The organism is Quadrisphaera sp. KR29 (assembly GCF_052644995.1).
Map to the genome: position 1 here is coordinate 21,211 of NZ_JBQXXG010000009.1, position 13,921 is coordinate 35,131.

14 protein-coding genes are annotated in these 13,921 nt (G+C 77.5%); 10 read left to right on the forward strand and 4 right to left on the reverse strand.

Translation table 11 applies throughout. The features are described 5' to 3' along the window. The first annotated feature begins 255 nt into the window (after window positions 1–255). On the forward strand, window positions 256–2,523 hold the full coding sequence (gene treS / locus ACUN9U_RS09915) for a maltose alpha-D-glucosyltransferase (RefSeq protein WP_445484905.1): 2,268 nt from the start codon (window positions 256–258) through the stop codon (window positions 2,521–2,523). A gap of 72 nt (window positions 2,524–2,595) precedes the next feature. On the opposite strand, the gene aqpZ is transcribed toward treS, so the two are convergent. Both aqpZ and ACUN9U_RS09925 read right to left on the reverse strand, forming a co-directional pair. Continuing rightward, window positions 2,596–3,375 carry an aquaporin Z gene (aqpZ, locus tag ACUN9U_RS09920; RefSeq protein WP_445484794.1) on the reverse strand — a complete coding sequence of 260 codons (780 nt, stop codon included), beginning with the start codon at window positions 3,373–3,375 and terminating at the stop codon, window positions 2,596–2,598. A gap of 116 nt (window positions 3,376–3,491) precedes the next feature. Beyond that, window positions 3,492–3,920, reverse strand: coding sequence for an Asp23/Gls24 family envelope stress response protein (locus tag ACUN9U_RS09925; RefSeq protein WP_445484795.1), 429 nt, complete (start codon window positions 3,918–3,920; stop codon window positions 3,492–3,494). 142 nt (window positions 3,921–4,062) lie between these two features. On the opposite strand from ACUN9U_RS09925, the gene ACUN9U_RS09930 reads away from it, so the two are divergent. The 8 genes from ACUN9U_RS09930 (at window position 4,063) to ACUN9U_RS09965 (ending at window position 12,347) form a co-directional block, all read left to right on the forward strand. After that, window positions 4,063–4,833: a TetR/AcrR family transcriptional regulator C-terminal domain-containing protein gene (locus ACUN9U_RS09930; protein WP_445484796.1), complete on the forward strand. Its 771-nt coding sequence runs from the start codon at window positions 4,063–4,065 to the stop codon at window positions 4,831–4,833. A gap of 63 nt (window positions 4,834–4,896) precedes the next feature. Further along, window positions 4,897–5,556, forward strand: a complete 660-nt coding sequence (locus tag ACUN9U_RS09935; RefSeq protein ID WP_445484797.1) for a hypothetical protein — start codon at window positions 4,897–4,899, stop codon at window positions 5,554–5,556. Window positions 5,557–5,629: 73 nt separating this feature from the next. After that, window positions 5,630–6,397 carry a YcnI family copper-binding membrane protein gene (locus ACUN9U_RS09940; protein ID WP_445484798.1) on the forward strand — a complete coding sequence of 256 codons (768 nt, stop codon included), beginning with the start codon at window positions 5,630–5,632 and terminating at the stop codon, window positions 6,395–6,397. Next, window positions 6,394–7,002 carry a copper resistance CopC family protein gene (locus ACUN9U_RS09945; RefSeq protein WP_445484799.1) on the forward strand — a complete coding sequence of 203 codons (609 nt, stop codon included), beginning with the start codon at window positions 6,394–6,396 and terminating at the stop codon, window positions 7,000–7,002. Before ACUN9U_RS09940 ends, ACUN9U_RS09945 begins: the two co-directional genes overlap by 4 nt. 129 nt (window positions 7,003–7,131) lie before the next feature. Further along, complete coding sequence (locus tag ACUN9U_RS09950; protein ID WP_445484800.1) at window positions 7,132–8,193, forward strand: HoxN/HupN/NixA family nickel/cobalt transporter; 1,062 nt, start codon at window positions 7,132–7,134, stop codon at window positions 8,191–8,193. After that, on the forward strand, window positions 8,190–8,900 hold the full coding sequence (locus ACUN9U_RS09955; protein WP_445484801.1) for an HAD family hydrolase: 711 nt from the start codon (window positions 8,190–8,192) through the stop codon (window positions 8,898–8,900). Before ACUN9U_RS09950 ends, ACUN9U_RS09955 begins: the two co-directional genes overlap by 4 nt. A 210-nt stretch (window positions 8,901–9,110) precedes the next feature. Further along, window positions 9,111–10,892 carry a hypothetical protein gene (locus ACUN9U_RS09960; protein WP_445484802.1) on the forward strand — a complete coding sequence of 594 codons (1,782 nt, stop codon included), beginning with the start codon at window positions 9,111–9,113 and terminating at the stop codon, window positions 10,890–10,892. Window positions 10,893–10,961: 69 nt separating this feature from the next. Continuing rightward, complete coding sequence (locus ACUN9U_RS09965) at window positions 10,962–12,347, forward strand: M20/M25/M40 family metallo-hydrolase (RefSeq protein ID WP_445484803.1); 1,386 nt, start codon at window positions 10,962–10,964, stop codon at window positions 12,345–12,347. A 15-nt stretch (window positions 12,348–12,362) separates the two neighbouring features. Here the strand turns inward: ACUN9U_RS09965 and ACUN9U_RS09970 are convergent, their stop codons facing one another. After that, window positions 12,363–12,599 (reverse strand): DUF5703 family protein, encoded by a 237-nt coding sequence (locus tag ACUN9U_RS09970; RefSeq protein ID WP_445484804.1) that lies wholly within the window; start codon window positions 12,597–12,599, stop codon window positions 12,363–12,365. A 36-nt stretch (window positions 12,600–12,635) separates the two neighbouring features. Here ACUN9U_RS09970 and ACUN9U_RS09975 point away from each other — a divergent pair, with 36 nt between their 5' ends. Beyond that, window positions 12,636–12,995: a primosomal protein gene (locus ACUN9U_RS09975; RefSeq protein WP_445484805.1), complete on the forward strand. Its 360-nt coding sequence runs from the start codon at window positions 12,636–12,638 to the stop codon at window positions 12,993–12,995. Here ACUN9U_RS09975 and ACUN9U_RS09980 read toward each other — a convergent pair. Beyond that, the gene (locus ACUN9U_RS09980) at window positions 12,982–13,917 is read right to left on the reverse strand and encodes an aldo/keto reductase (RefSeq protein ID WP_445484806.1); all 936 of its coding nucleotides are present in this window, start codon (window positions 13,915–13,917) and stop codon (window positions 12,982–12,984) included. The genes ACUN9U_RS09975 and ACUN9U_RS09980 overlap by 14 nt on opposite strands. Window positions 13,918–13,921 lie beyond the last annotated feature (4 nt).

The window sequence follows — 13,921 nt, forward strand, 5'->3', positions numbered from 1 at the left end:
CTGGCCGACCACGTCGACGTGGCCCTGTGGGTGCAGTCCGACCCGGCCGAGGCCCAGCGCCTCGGCATCGACAGGGACGTCGCGCTCGGCGTCAACGGCGAGCGCGACGCCGCGACGCGCTTCTGGCACGAGTGGCAGGCCGAGGAGCTGCCGTTCCTGGCCGAGCAGCGCCCGTGGGAGCGGGCCCGCATCGTCGTCGCCGGCGCGGGTCTGGCCGGGGTGCTGCGCGAGGAGGTCGTCGTCGCACCGCGCCCGATCGCGGCCCCGTCCGCTCCCGGCGGTGAGGACTCCGGGGAGCCGGGCGAGATCACCTACGACGAGGCGCGCTACCCGGCGCGCCCGCGCCGCCTGCGCCCGCAGGCCCAGCTGGAGACCCGCCGCCGGCGCGCACCGCACCGGCGCACCGCTGACGGCACCAACCCCGCCTACGTGGCCTGGCTGGTGCAGCAGTCGATGCTGGCCGACGCCGAGGGCCTGTCCCGCCAGCTGTCCGGCAGCCCGGCGATGTGGCGCAACCCCTACGCCCGCCCGAACGCCCGCCGCGCGGTCTCCACGTCGTCGGTGTGGTTCACCGCGTACCCGATCTCCCTCATCACGCGCGAGGGCGAGTCCTTCCTGGCGTCCGTGGCCGACGAGCGCCTGTGGACCGCCTTCGAGGAGATCGGCATCGACGGCATCCACACCGGCCCGGTGAAGAAGGCCGGCGGCATCACCGGCTGGGAGGAGACCCCCAGCGTCGACGGGCACTTCGACAGGATCAGCACCCAGATCGACCCGCTGTTCGGCACCGAGGACGAGTTCCGGGCCGTCTGCGAGGTGGCCGACGCGCACGGCGGCTCCGTCATCGACGACATCGTCCCGGGGCACACGGGCAAGGGCGCCGACTTCCGCCTGGCCGAGATGGGCCACGGCGACTACCCGGGCGTCTACCACATGGTGGAGATCCCCCGGGAGGACTGGCACCTGCTGCCCGACGTGCCCGAGGGGCGCGACGCGGTGAACCTCGACGCCATCACCGAGGCCCGCCTGGCGGAGGCCGGGTACATCATCGGCGCCCTGCAGCGCGTGATCTTCTACGCCCCGGGCGTCAAGGAGACCAACTGGAGCGCGACCTCCGAGGTCACCGGGGTGGACGGGCAGGTGCGCCGCTGGGTGTACCTGCACTACTTCAAGCAGGGCCAGCCCTCCATCAACTGGCTCGACCCCACCTTCGCGGGCATGCGCCTGGTCATCGGCGACGCCCTGCACTCCCTGGCCGAGCTCGGCACCAGCGCGCTGCGCCTGGACGCCAACGGCTTCCTGGGCGTCGAGAAGTCCTCCGAGGGCGCCCCGGCGTGGTCCGAGGGCCACCCGCTGTCCGAGGCCGCCAACCACGTCATCGCCAGCACGGTGCGCAAGGTCGGCGGGTTCACCTTCCAGGAGCTGAACCTCGGCATCGAGGACATCCGCGACACCGGCCGCGTGGGCGCTGACCTCTCCTACGACTTCGTCAACCGGCCCGCCTACCAGCACGCCCTGGTCACCGGTGACACCGAGTTCCTGCGCCTGACGCTGCGCACGTCCCTGGAGGTCGGGGTCGACCCGGCCTCCCTGGTACACGGCATGCAGAACCACGACGAGCTCACCTACGAGCTGGTGCACTGGGCCACCGCCCACACCCACGACACGTACACCTTCCGCGGCCGGGAGACGACGGGCGCGGAGCTGGCCGAGGCGGTGCGCGCGGACCTGCTGGCCGGCATCACCGGTGAGGCGGCGGACTACAACCACGTGTTCACCACCAACGGCATCGCGTGCACCACCGCCTCGGTGATCGCCGCGTCCCGCGGGCACCGCGCGCTGGAGGAGATCGGCGACGACGACGTCGAGATGATCCGGCGGGCGCACCTGCTGCTGGCGATGTTCAACGCCTGGCAGCCCGGCGTGTTCGCGCTGTCCGGGTGGGACCTCGTGGGCGCGCTGCCGGTGCCGATCGAGCAGGTGGCGGCGCTCACCGCTACCGGCGACACCCGGTGGGTGGAGCGCGGCGCGCACGACCTGCTCGACGTGGACCCGCACGCCACCCAGTCGGCCAGCGGCATGCCGCGCGCCCGGGTGCTCTACGGCTCCCTGCCCGAGCAGCTGCGCGACGAGCGCTCGTTCGCCTCCCGACTGAAGGGACTGCTGGCGCTGCGCGCCAAGCACGGCATCGCCACGGCCACCCAGGTCGACGTGCCCGCGGTCGCCCACCCGGGGATGCTCGTCATGGTCCACCGCCTCGACGGCGGGGACCCCACGCGCTCGGCGCAGCTTCAGGTGACGGTGCTGAACTTCACCGGCGAGACGATCGAGGGCACCGTCAGGTCGGAGCACTTCCAGCCGCGGATGGCCGTCCTCGACGCGCGCGACGAGGGTGAGATCGGCTGGGTGGACGACCTGCAGAGCTTCAGCGTGTGGCTGAGCCCCTACAGCGGGCTGTTCCTGCTCCTCAAGGACCCGGGCGCCCCCGAGGACGACCTGCGCCGCTCCGGCACCCACCGCTGAGAGCACGACGACGGAGGGCCGGCCGCTGGCAGCGGCCGGCCCTCCGTCGTCGTCAGGCGGGGGTGGGGGACCTCAGGCCCGCCCGGCCACGCGCTCGCGGGCAGCGGTCTGCTCGACGCGGACGTCGCCGCGCTCCTCGCTGGTGGCCAGCAGCACCCGGTGCACCAGCGCCGCGACGACACCGCCCGCCAGCGGCGCGACGATGAACAGCCACACCTGGCCGAGCGCCTCCGGGCCGGCGAACAGCGCCGGGGCCAGGGAGCGGGCCGGGTTGACCGAGGTGTTGGTGACCGGGATCGAGATGAGGTGGACCACCACCAGGGTCAGGCCGATGGCCAGCGGCGCGAGCCCGGGGGCCCCCTTCGGGCCGGTGGTGCCCAGCACCACGAGCACGAACACCGCCGTCAGGACGACCTCGATGACGAGCGCCGCGAGCAGGCCGTAGCCCTCGGGGGAGCGGTCGGCGTAGCCGTTGGCGGCGAAGCCGCCGGTGGGGTCGAAGCCCGCGCGGCCGCTGGCGACCGCGTAGAGCACCGCGGCGCCGGCGACGGCGCCGACCAGCTGGGAGGCGACGTAGACCGGCAGCTCGCGCCAGGGCAGGCGGCCGGCCACGGCCAGCCCGAGGGAGATCGCGGGGTTGAAGTGGCCGCCGGAGAGGTGGCCCAGGGCGTACGCGCCCGTGGTCACCGCCAGGCCGAAGGCCAGGGCGACGCCCAGCCATCCGATGGCGACCTGCGCCCCGGTCTCACCCGGAGCCGCCGCGGTGGCCAGGACGGCGGCGCCGCACCCCGCGAGGACCAGCCAGAACGTGCCGAGGAGCTCAGCACCGACCTTCTGCACTGTCGAGCCCATGGTCTTCCCCCTCCTGCGGGCCTGGCCCGCGCGTTCGGTGGACCAGGACCGGGAGCGGTCCTGGACGTGGTGGCGGCGCGGACCCCTGCCCGCGCCGCGATCAGATCGTGCACGACTCATCTGCGGGGCGCCACCCGGCCGCGCTCAGGGGCTGCGTCGGCGACGTCGACGACGGTGACGTCGACGGCGGTCACCTCCAGGCCCACCAGGTCTGCCAGCGCACGAGCCACGGCGGCGCGCACCCGGGCCGCGACCTCCGGAGCGCGGGCGCCGAGCTCGGTCACCACCGCGACCTCCACGGCGGCCTGGCGCTCGCCCACCTGGACGGCCACTCCCGGGCAGCCCGGGCGCGCGGTGCCCGGGAGGTGGTCGAGCACGGAGCCCGCGGCGCGCTCGGCGGCGGTGCCGAGGGCGTGCACGCCCGGCACCTCGCGGGCGGCGATCCCGGCGAGGGTGGCGATGACGGCGTCGGTGGTGGTGGTCGCGCCGACGGCGCGCACCCCGCGGCGCTGCCCGGAGGTGCTCGTGGCGGCGGTCTCGTCCATGGTCCTCCTCAGCGCACCTGCGGGCCGGACGGGCGCCGGCGCTCACCCCACGCGCAGGTTTACACCGTAAGCCCCCGGCCGCCACCCCACGCCCGGCCCACGGCGACCTGCGGTGTCCCCCGGACGGTGACAACCTGCGTCGGTGACGACCAGCGGTGGCCCCGGCGGCGGGCCCGAGGGCCCGGACCAGGAGCCCGACGTCGACCTCCTGGCCGTCCGCGGCGAGGAGCCGCCCTCGGCGCGGGTGCCCCTGAGCCGCGAGCGCATCCTGGTCGCCGCGCTCGAGTTCATCGACGAGGACGGCGTGGGCGCGCTGACGATGCGACGCCTCGGCGCGCGCCTCGGCGTGGAGGCGATGTCGCTGTACCGCTACGTGCCGGGCCGCGAGGACCTGCTGGACGGCGTCGTCGACACCCTGGTCACGGAGCTGGACCGGGACGCCGACGTGCTCACGACGCCCGAGCACGGCTGGCAGGACTTCCTGCAGCGCATGGCGCACGGCGTCCGCCGCATGGCCGTCGCCCACCCCCGGGCGTTCCCGCTCATCGCCTCCACCCCGCCTGAGGCGCCGTGGCTGAGGCCCCCGCTGCGCTCGGTGCGGTGGGTGGAGGCGTTCCTGTCGGGGCTGCTGGCCGAGGGCTTCGACGACGAGCAGGCGGTCGCGGTCTACCGCGCCTTCACGAGCTTCCTGCTGGGCAACCTGCTGCTGGAGGTCTCCCACCGCGGCGGTGCCGTGGGGCCGCTCGACCTCGTCGAGGAGGAGGTGCCCGACCACGGCCTGCGCGACGCCCCGACCGTGGACCGGCTCAGCGACCTGCTCACCGAGGACCGCTCGCTGCAGGAGTTCGAGGAGTCCCTCGAGAGCCTCATCGACAGGATCACCACGCAGGTCGTCGCCGGCAGCGGCGCCTGAGCCCGCAGCCGCGCCGACGCCGGGTGCCCTGGCCGGATGCCGCCGGCCGGTAGCGTGCAGGCGGTGAGCACCCCGGACCGCGGCGCCCTGCGCGCGGTCCGGTCGGCGGTGCTGGCGCTGCTCGTCGTGGGGCTGTCGCTGCTCGGGCACGCCGCCGCCGGAGGGCAGCTGCCCGGTGCTGCCGCCACCGCCGCGACCGGCCTGGCCGTGCTGGCGTGCTGCGCGGCGGCCACCCGGTGGCACCTGCCCGTCCCGGCCGCCGCGGTCGTGCTGGCGGGCGGCCAGGTCGTGCTGCACGCGGTGCTCGAACGGCTGGCCCCCACCCCCGACGCCCACGGCGCCGCCCACGGTGGCGCGCACGCCGCAGCACCCCCGCTGCCCCCGGGGCTGGTGGAGCACGCCGGGCACCTGGCGCCGGCGAGCGCGGTGGCTGGCACCTCGCGGCTGTGGCTCGGCGGCCCGTCCACCGCCGAGGCGTCCATGCTCCTGGCCCACCTCGTCGTCGCGGTGGCGCTGGCGCTGGTCTACAGCCGCGGCGAGGACGCCCTGTGGGCGCTGTGCGCCTGGCTGGCGCCGCTGGCCGCCGTCGTGGTCGCCCTGGCCCCGCGGCCCGTCGTCGTCCGGCGGGCCCCGCGCCCGGCCCCCACCGCCGTCCTCCCGGGGTCGGTGTGCGTGCTGCGCGGCGTGCGGCGGCGCGGGCCGCCGGTGCGCGCCGCCGGCTGACCCCGCCCCCGGGGTGCGGCCGGCCTCGCGCCACCCGACCAGCCGCTGCGCGGCCGCACACCCAGGAGCACCCGTGTCCCCGACCCAGCCCACCCCTGCCCGCACGCCCGCCGACCTGCACGGCCACCGGCCGGTCCGCGCCCTCGCCACCGGTGGGCTCGCCGCCGGGCTGCTGCTCGTCCCGGTCGCCGCCGCGTCCGCGCACGTGCACGTCACCCCCGACACCACCGCCGCCGGCAGCTACGCCCTGCTCGACGTGCGGGTCCCCAACGAGTCCGACAGCGCCAGCACCACGCGCGTCGAGCTGGCGCTGCCCACCGACCACCCGTTCACCTACGCCGCCGTCCAGCCCGTGCCCGGCTGGACGGCGCGGGTCACGCAGGCGCCGCTGCCGTCCCCCGTGGACGTCGGGGGCACCACCTTGACCACCGCCCCGCGCACCATCACCTGGACCGCCCGGGGCGACGGCATCGGCCCGGGGGAGTTCCAGCAGTTCCCCGTCTCGGTGGGCGCCCTGCCGGACGCCGGCACCACGCTGCTGCTGCCGGCCACCCAGACCTACTCCGACGGCACCGTGGTCGCGTGGGACCAGCCCGTCCCCGCCAGCGGCGAGGAGCCCGAGCACCCCGCCCCCGTGCTGACCACCACGGCCGCTGCCGGGCACCACGACGACGGCGGGGACGCCGACCCCGCGGCCGCGCCTCTCGGCGCTGCGTCGGGCGGCACGGGCAGCACGGGCGGCAGCACGGGGACCTGGCTCGGGGCGACCGGAGCCGTGCTGGGCGCCGCGGCCCTCGCAGTGGCGCTGCTGCGCCGCCGTCCCGCGGCGGTGGCCCGGTGAGCCGCGCGCACGGCGCCCGCCGGCTGCTCGCGGCGATCGCGGGGCTGCTGCTCGTGGTGCTGCCGGCGCTGCCCGCCCAGGCCCACGACCGGCTCGTGGCGTCCTCACCGGCCGACGGCGCCGTGCTCGACGCGGCGCCGCCGTCCCTCGTGCTGACCTTCAGCGCCCCGGCCCTGGCCCTCGGCTCCCGGGTGGTGGTCACCGGCCCCACCGGCGCCGTCGTGTCCACCGGCGAGCCGCAGTACACCGACGACACGGTCGTGCAGGCGCTGGGAGGCGACCTGCCGGCGGGGGAGTACCGCGTCCAGTGGCGCGTCACCTCCTCCGACGGCCACCCGGTCTCCGGGGAGCTCGCGTGGACCGCGTCGGCTCCCGCCGCGGGAGACGGCTCCGCAGCAGGGGCGGCCGCGCCCAGCCCGCCGAGCCCGGCGGCTCCGTCCAGCGCGCCCGCTGGCCCGCCGTCCCCGGCCACCGCACCGGCCTCGGCCACCGCTCCCGACGGCGCCTCCGGCGCGCCGCCGTGGGTGGTGGCGCTCGCGGCGGCGGCGCTCGCGGCCCTGGTCGCCGCCGCGGTCGCGGTGGTGCGCCGGCGCCGCAGCGCCTGACCGGCCCGTGCGCCCCCGGCCCGTCGCGAGCCCTCGACCACAGGCCCGTGACGAGCTGCCCCTGACCGGACGCCCGTCACCACGGGCGCAGCGGCGGCTCGGGGGCGCGCTGGCCCTAGCATCCCCGCCATGGGCACCGCCACCGCCGCCCGGCGGCACCCGCTGCTCACCAGCCGCGGCCGCGCGGCCCTGCCCTTCCGCCACCGCGTGGGCGCCGCCCTCGCCGTCGTCGCCGGCCTGCACCTGGCGGGGCTCGGCCTGCTGGTCCTGGGCGTCGTGGCGGGGACCGCGGGCGCCGTCACGGTCGGGCTGGCGGCCGTGGCGTACCTGCGCGGGCTGGTGCACTCCTTCGACTTCGACCACATCGCGATGATCGACAACAGCACCCGCAAGTTCGTCGCGGAGGGCCGCAGCCCCGCCTCGGTGGGGCTGGCGTTCTCCCTGGGCCACTCCACCGTGGTCGTGCTCACCGGGGTGCTCGTCATCGCCGGCGCGGGCTTCATCCGCACAGCGCTCGACGAGTCCTCCGGCGCGGCGCGGGTGCTCGGCGTCATCGGCGTCTCGGTCTCCGGGCTCTACCTCGTGCTCGTCGCCGTCGCCAACCTCGCCACCTTCCTGCGCGCGTGGGAGCTGCGCCGCGCGCTGCGGGCCGACCCGCACCTGGAGGTGCCACCGCACGCCCTCACCCCGCGCGGGCCCGCCGCCGTGGTGCTCACCACCCCGCTGCGGCGCGTCCGCCACCCCTGGCACGTGTACGTGGTGGGCCTGCTGTTCTCCCTCGGCTTCGACACCTCCAGCCAGATCGGGGTGCTCGTCCTGACCGCCGGCGCCGCGCTCGCCGGCGCGTCGCTGGTGTCGCTGCTGTGCCTGCCGCTGCTGTTCACCGCGGCGATGACCCTCGGCGACACGGCCAACGGCCTGTTGATGCTGCGGATGTACAGCGCCGCGGACCAGGACCCGGCCCGCAGGATCACCTACAACCTCGTCATCACCGGCGTCGGCATAGCCTCCGGGCTGCTCGTGGGGGCGCTGGCGGCGGCGTCGCTGCTCAGCGAGCAGCTGGGCGTCACCGGCGGTCTGGTCGGGCTGCTGACCCGGCTGGACACAAAGCACGCCGGCTACGTGCTGGCGGGCTTCTTCGCGGTGGTCTTCGCCGCCTGCGCCGTCGCCTGGAGGCGGGCCCGCCCGTGAGCCGCGCCCCCTTCGACGCCGTGCTCTTCGACTGCGACGGCGTCCTGGTCGACTCCGAGCCCATCACCAACGAGGTCCTCCGGCTCATGCTGGGCGACCTCGGCTGGGTGATGACCCCGCGCGAGTGCCTGCGCCGCTTCGTGGGGGTCGCCGTGGCCGACCAGACCGACCTCATCGAGGAGCGCACCGGCGTGCGCATCACGCAGGCGTGGCTGGCGGAGTTCCGCCGGCGGCGCAGCGCCGAGCTGGCGCGGCGGGTGGCGCCCGTCGACGGCGTCACCGAGGCGCTGCGGGCCGTGGTCGCCCGCTACGGCGAGCGGCTCGCGTGCGCCTCCGGCGCCGACCGCGCCAAGGTCCAGCTGCAGCTCGACACCACCGGCCTGGCGCCCTTCTTCGGCGACCGCGTCTTCAGCGGGATGGAGCTGGCGCGCAGCAAGCCCGCGCCCGACGTCTACCTGCAGGCGGCCGACGCCCTGGGCGTCGACCCGCGTCGTGCGGCCGTGGTCGAGGACTCCCCGGCGGGCGTGCGCGCCGGCGTCGCCGCCGGCGCCCGGGTGCTCGGGTACTGCCCGGGCGGTCCGGCCAGCAGCACCCCGGCGGACCTCCTCGCGCTCGGCGCCGCCACCACCTTCGCCTCGATGCGGGAGCTGCCGGCGCTGCTCGGGGCGCCGGCACCACCGCCGGCCGTGCGGCCCGCCGGCCCCTAGGCGCGCGCATCATCGCCCAGGACCGCCCGCCCGCGGCGGCGCCGCGCCGGACGGGCGTCCGCGAGTTTCCCCGGATGCCGGACAGGGCGGCCGCGGTGACCCAGACTGGTGACCGTGGCGGGCCAGACCGAAGCGGGCGGTGAGCGCAGGCGTGCGCTGCGTGAGGAGCGCGCCGGTGCAGGACGGCGGGCCCCCGGTCACGCCGCTCCGGTGCCCGGCCCCCTCGGAGACCCCTTCGCCACCCTCGCCGACGGCACCGGAACCACCCAGCGGGCCGCCGCGAGCCCGCCGCCGGGGCTGCAGCCCGCCCCGCCGGCCCCGCACGTCCCGGCGGTCGGAGGCACGCCCACCCCGCCGCTGGGCACCGCGCTGCCCAGCCGGCGCGACCGCGCCGCCCTGCGCCGCCCGACTGCGCTCGACGAGGCCGCCGTCCAGGCCAGCGACAGCGCCGCCTGGCGCACCTCGCCGGCCCTGGAGGACCCCCGCACGGCCAGCGCGATCTCGCGCCCGGCGCCCCTGACGCGCGCCCTGGCGCGCACCCTCACCGAGCACCTCGACTCCCTCACCCCGCCGCCGTCCGTCGCGGGCCGCACCGCCGCCGCACCCGCGGTGTACGTCCCCCGCCGCCGCTCGGCTCCCGCCGTCTCCGGCCCGCTGCCGGTGGTCGGGACGACAGAACCCCTCCGCGAGCCGTCGTGGACCACCGGGCCCACCCGGGCCACCGGGCCGTCCTGGACCACCGACCCCGTCGCCGGGGCCCGCCCGCTGCGCCCGCAGGCCGGTGCGCCCTCCCGCCCCGCAGCGCCGGTGGACGCCCTCGGCGAGCCCGACCTGCCGCCCCCGCCGCCCGCCGCCGAGGTCGAGGCGGCCCTGCGGGCCCGCGCGGCCAGGGTCCCCACCGCACCCGTCCCGCCGCCCGTGCCGCAGCGCAGCGCGCCGGAGCCCGCGGCGGGGCGCTCCTCGGTCCTCGTGCCCCCGGCAGCCCTGCCGCAGGCCGCCCCGCCCCGGGTCGGCGGGCCCGGGGCCGTCCGCGCCGGCACCCCGCAGTCCGGCCCCACCGCCGCGCTGACCGCCGCCGACCTCGCCGCCGTCCGCGCCGCCACGGCGAGCCTCAGCCCCACCCCCGACACCTCCACCGCGGGCCCCGCGACGGCCGCCACCCCCGCCGCCGCTCCCGGCGCCAGCACGTCGGTCCTGCACCCGGAGGGCCGCCACGGCCGCGCCGGCGCCCGCACCGGCCGCGCGGCACGCACCTCCGCCCGCAGCGGCCCCGCGGCCCGGGGCACCGACGGCCGCAGCAGCCGCCCGGCGCCGCGACCGGACGCCACCGCGCCCCGCGCGCCGCGCCGCTGGCACCAGCGCCGCGCCCTGGGCGTCCCCGTCGGGCTGCTCGCAGCGGCCGGGGCCCTGGCCGTCGCCGTCGTCGTCGGCGTGTGGTCGACCCCCGGCCACCCCGACCTCAGCGCCGCGCTGACCTCGGCGGGCGCGGCCGTCGCCCCCGCCCAGCCCACCCCGCCGGCGGCCGCGCCGCAGGAGCAGGCCCCGTCGGCGGCGCCTGAGGACGCCGGCGGGCAGGCAGCCGGGACCCCGCAGGAGGCCGCCGGCAGCGAGGCCCCCGCCGCCTCCGAGGCTCCCGCCACCGCCCCGGCTGACGCCCCCGCGTCCAGCGCCGCACCCGCGGACGCGGCGCTCATCCCCACCGGCGACGTGACGTACGAGGGCTTCGGGACGGCGCAGCACACCTACGTCGAGCTGGGCACCGCCGACCACCGCGAGGTCCGCGAGGACCTCGGCTCCACCTTCACCCAGCCTGCGGCGGGGTCGAAGGACTGGCCCGGCTGGTACGTCGCGGTCTACAGCTACGACGGCCCCGAGGGCGGCAGCGTCGGGTGCCGCATCAAGGACGCCGACGGCCGCGTGCTGGAGGAGCAGAGCTCCGCCGACGGCCAGCTGGTCATGTGCAGCCTCGGCTCGCCCGCCGGCCTGCGCTGACGACCCGCCCCTCCCGAGCCGCCGGCGCCGCCCACGGCGCCCCGGGCGGCCGCTGCGTACGGTGGGGCGATGAGCTCCACCCCGCACGACGCCCCGCACGACGCCTCCCGGGACCTCGCCCAGGAGGAGGTCGTGAGCATCTGCCGGGACCTGCTGCGCCTCGACACCACCAACCCCGGTGACGGGTCGGGCCCCGGCGAGCGCGCCGCCGCGGAGCTGGTGGCGGGCCTGCTCGCCGAGGTGGGCCTGGAGCCGCAGCTGCTCGAGAGCGAGCCCGGGCGCGCCAGCGTCGTCGTCAGGGTCGAGGGCGACCCGGCCGGCACCGCCGAGCGCGGGGCCCTGCTGCTGCACGGGCACCTCGACGTCGTCCCCGCCCGCGCCGACGACTGGAGCGTGCACCCCTTCTCCGGGGAGGTCACCACCGAGACCACCGCGGAGGGGGAGCAGGAGTTCCTCTGGGGCCGCGGCGCGGTGGACATGAAGGACATGGACGCGATGCTGCTGGCCGTGGTCCGCGACCTCGTCCGCCGCGGCCAGCGGCCCCCGCGCGACCTCGTGCTGGCGTTCATGGCCGACGAGGAGGCCGGCGGCGTCAAGGGCGCCCACTGGCTGGTCGACCACCACGCGGACCTCTTCGAGGGCGCCACCGCCGCGGTCAGCGAGGTCGGCGGCTTCTCCACCACCATCGGCGCGGGTCCGGGCGGCGGGCAGCGGGCCTACCTGCTGCAGACCGCGGAGAAGGGCATCGCCTGGCTGCGCCTGGTGGCGCACGGCCGCGCCGGTCACGGCAGCCAGGTCAACACGGACAACGCCGTCACCCGCCTGTGCCAGGCGGTCGCCCGGATCGGCGCCCACCCGTGGCCGGTGGAGGTCACCCCCACGGTGCGCCGCTTCCTGGACGGCGTCACCGACATCACCGGCGTCGCGTTCGACCCCGACGACCCCAGCGCCCTGCTCGACCAGCTGGGGACGACGGCGCGCTGGGTCGGCGCGACGCTGCGCGACACGGCCAACCCCACGCTGCTCGAGGCCGGCTACAAGCACAACGTCATCCCCGGCACCGCCACCGCGCTGCTGGACTGCCGCTTCCTGCCCGGCCACGAGGAGCGCCTCGTGCAGACCATCAGGGAGCTGGCCGGGGAGGGCGTGGAGGTCCAGGACGTCCACCGCGACGTCGCCCTGGAGACCGACCCCGACGTGCCGCTGGTCGACCGCATGGTCGAGGCGCTGCTCGCGGAGGACCCGGGCGCGCGCGTCCTGCCGTACTGCCTGTCCGGCGGCACGGACAACAAGTCCTTCAGCCAGCTGGGCATCCCCGGCTACGGCTTCGCGCCGCTGCGGCTGCCCGCCGACCTGGACTTCGCCGGGCTGTTCCACGGCGTGGACGAGCGGGTGCCGCTCGACGCGCTGCGCTTCGGCACCCGGGTGCTGCAGCGCTTCGTGGCCAGCGCCTGACGCGGCGGCCCCGGGTCAGCTGGGGCGGGCCACCCGCACGATGCGCCGCCGCAGCTGCACCTGGCGCCGCCCGCCCAGGTAGAGGCGCACGCGCGCCAGCTCCCAGTGGCCGTGCTCGGCGGCCTCGGTGAGGAGCCGCCGCGCCTCGGTGCGGGAGGTGCCGCGCGACATGGTGATCGTGCGGTACTCGTACTCGACGTCGGAGCGGCCGGGGCGGCGGCCGCTGCTGCGGGGCGAGGGGATCTGCTCCATCGCCGTCCATGATGCCCACCCGCTACCGTTCGGGCCATGGCGACCGACCCGCGCGCGGCCCTCGACCGACTCGTCGCCGCGCTGGAGGCCCACCTGGCAGCCGCCCAGCGGCGGCGCGGTGACGACGACCCGGCGGTCGAGGCGGCCTACTCCGCCCTGGCCGACGCCTTCGAGGTGTACGAGGAGTCCCTCTACACCGCCTACGAGGAGGTCACCCCGTTCGAGCTCTTCGACGAGGACGAGGACGGCCTCGACGAGGACGACGACGAGGACGATGACGACGACCTCGACGACGACGCCCCCGAGTCCGACGAGGACGACGACGGGGACGGCGCCGCCGGCGGCGTCCTCGGAGGCGGCGGCACCGGCGGCCGGGGCCGCGTCAGCCGGCGCTGAGCTCGTCGAGCACCGCGCGGATCTCCGCGGGGAGCTCGAGCTCGGCCGCCGCGAGGCTGCCGAGCAGCTGCCCCGGGGTGCGGGCGCCGACCACGGCGCTGGACACCCCGGGGTGGTCGCGCACCCACGCCAGCGCCACCTCCAGGGGCGCCGCGCCCAGCCCGTCCGCGGCGGTGGCCACGGCCTGCGCCACCCGGCGCGGTCCGGTGCCCAGGTAGGGCTGCACCCAGGCGGCGAGGTGCTCGGAGGCGCCGCGGGAGTCCGAGGGGGTGCTGGTGCGGTACTTGCCGGTGAGCACCCCGCGCCCCAGCGGGGCCCACGCCAGCACGCCGAGGCCGTGGTGGGCGGCGGCGGGCAGCACGTCGGCGTGGTCCCCGGCGAGCACGCTCAGCTCGGTCCCGGCGGCCACCAGCGGCTGCCCGGCGCCCCGCGCGGCGGCCGCCGCGGTGGCCAGCTGCCAGCCGGAGTGGTCCCCGGCACCGGCGTAGCGGGCCCGGCCGGTCGCGACCGCGCGGCCCAGGGCCGCGGCCACCTCCTCGGCCGGGGTGCCCGGGTCCCAGGCGTGCACCATCCACAGGTCGACGTGGTCGGTGCCCAGGCGGGCCAGGGAGGCGTCCAGCCCGGCCAGCAGCGCCCGCGCGGAGGTGTCGGGACCGGGTCTGCGGGCGCGCCCGGACTTGGTGACGAGCACGACGTCCTCGCGCGGCACCACGTCACCCAGCAGCTCCCCGAGCAGCTCCTCCGCGGCGCCGCCGCCGTAGACGTCGGCGGTGTCGACCAGGGTGCCGCCGGCCTCGACGAAGGGAACCAGCAGGTCGCGCGCCTCGTGGGCGTCGGTGACCCCGTCGCTGCCCCAGCCCATGGTGCCCAGGCCGAGCGCGGAGACCCGCAGCCCCGAGCGTCCGACGGTGCGCTGCTCCACCGCT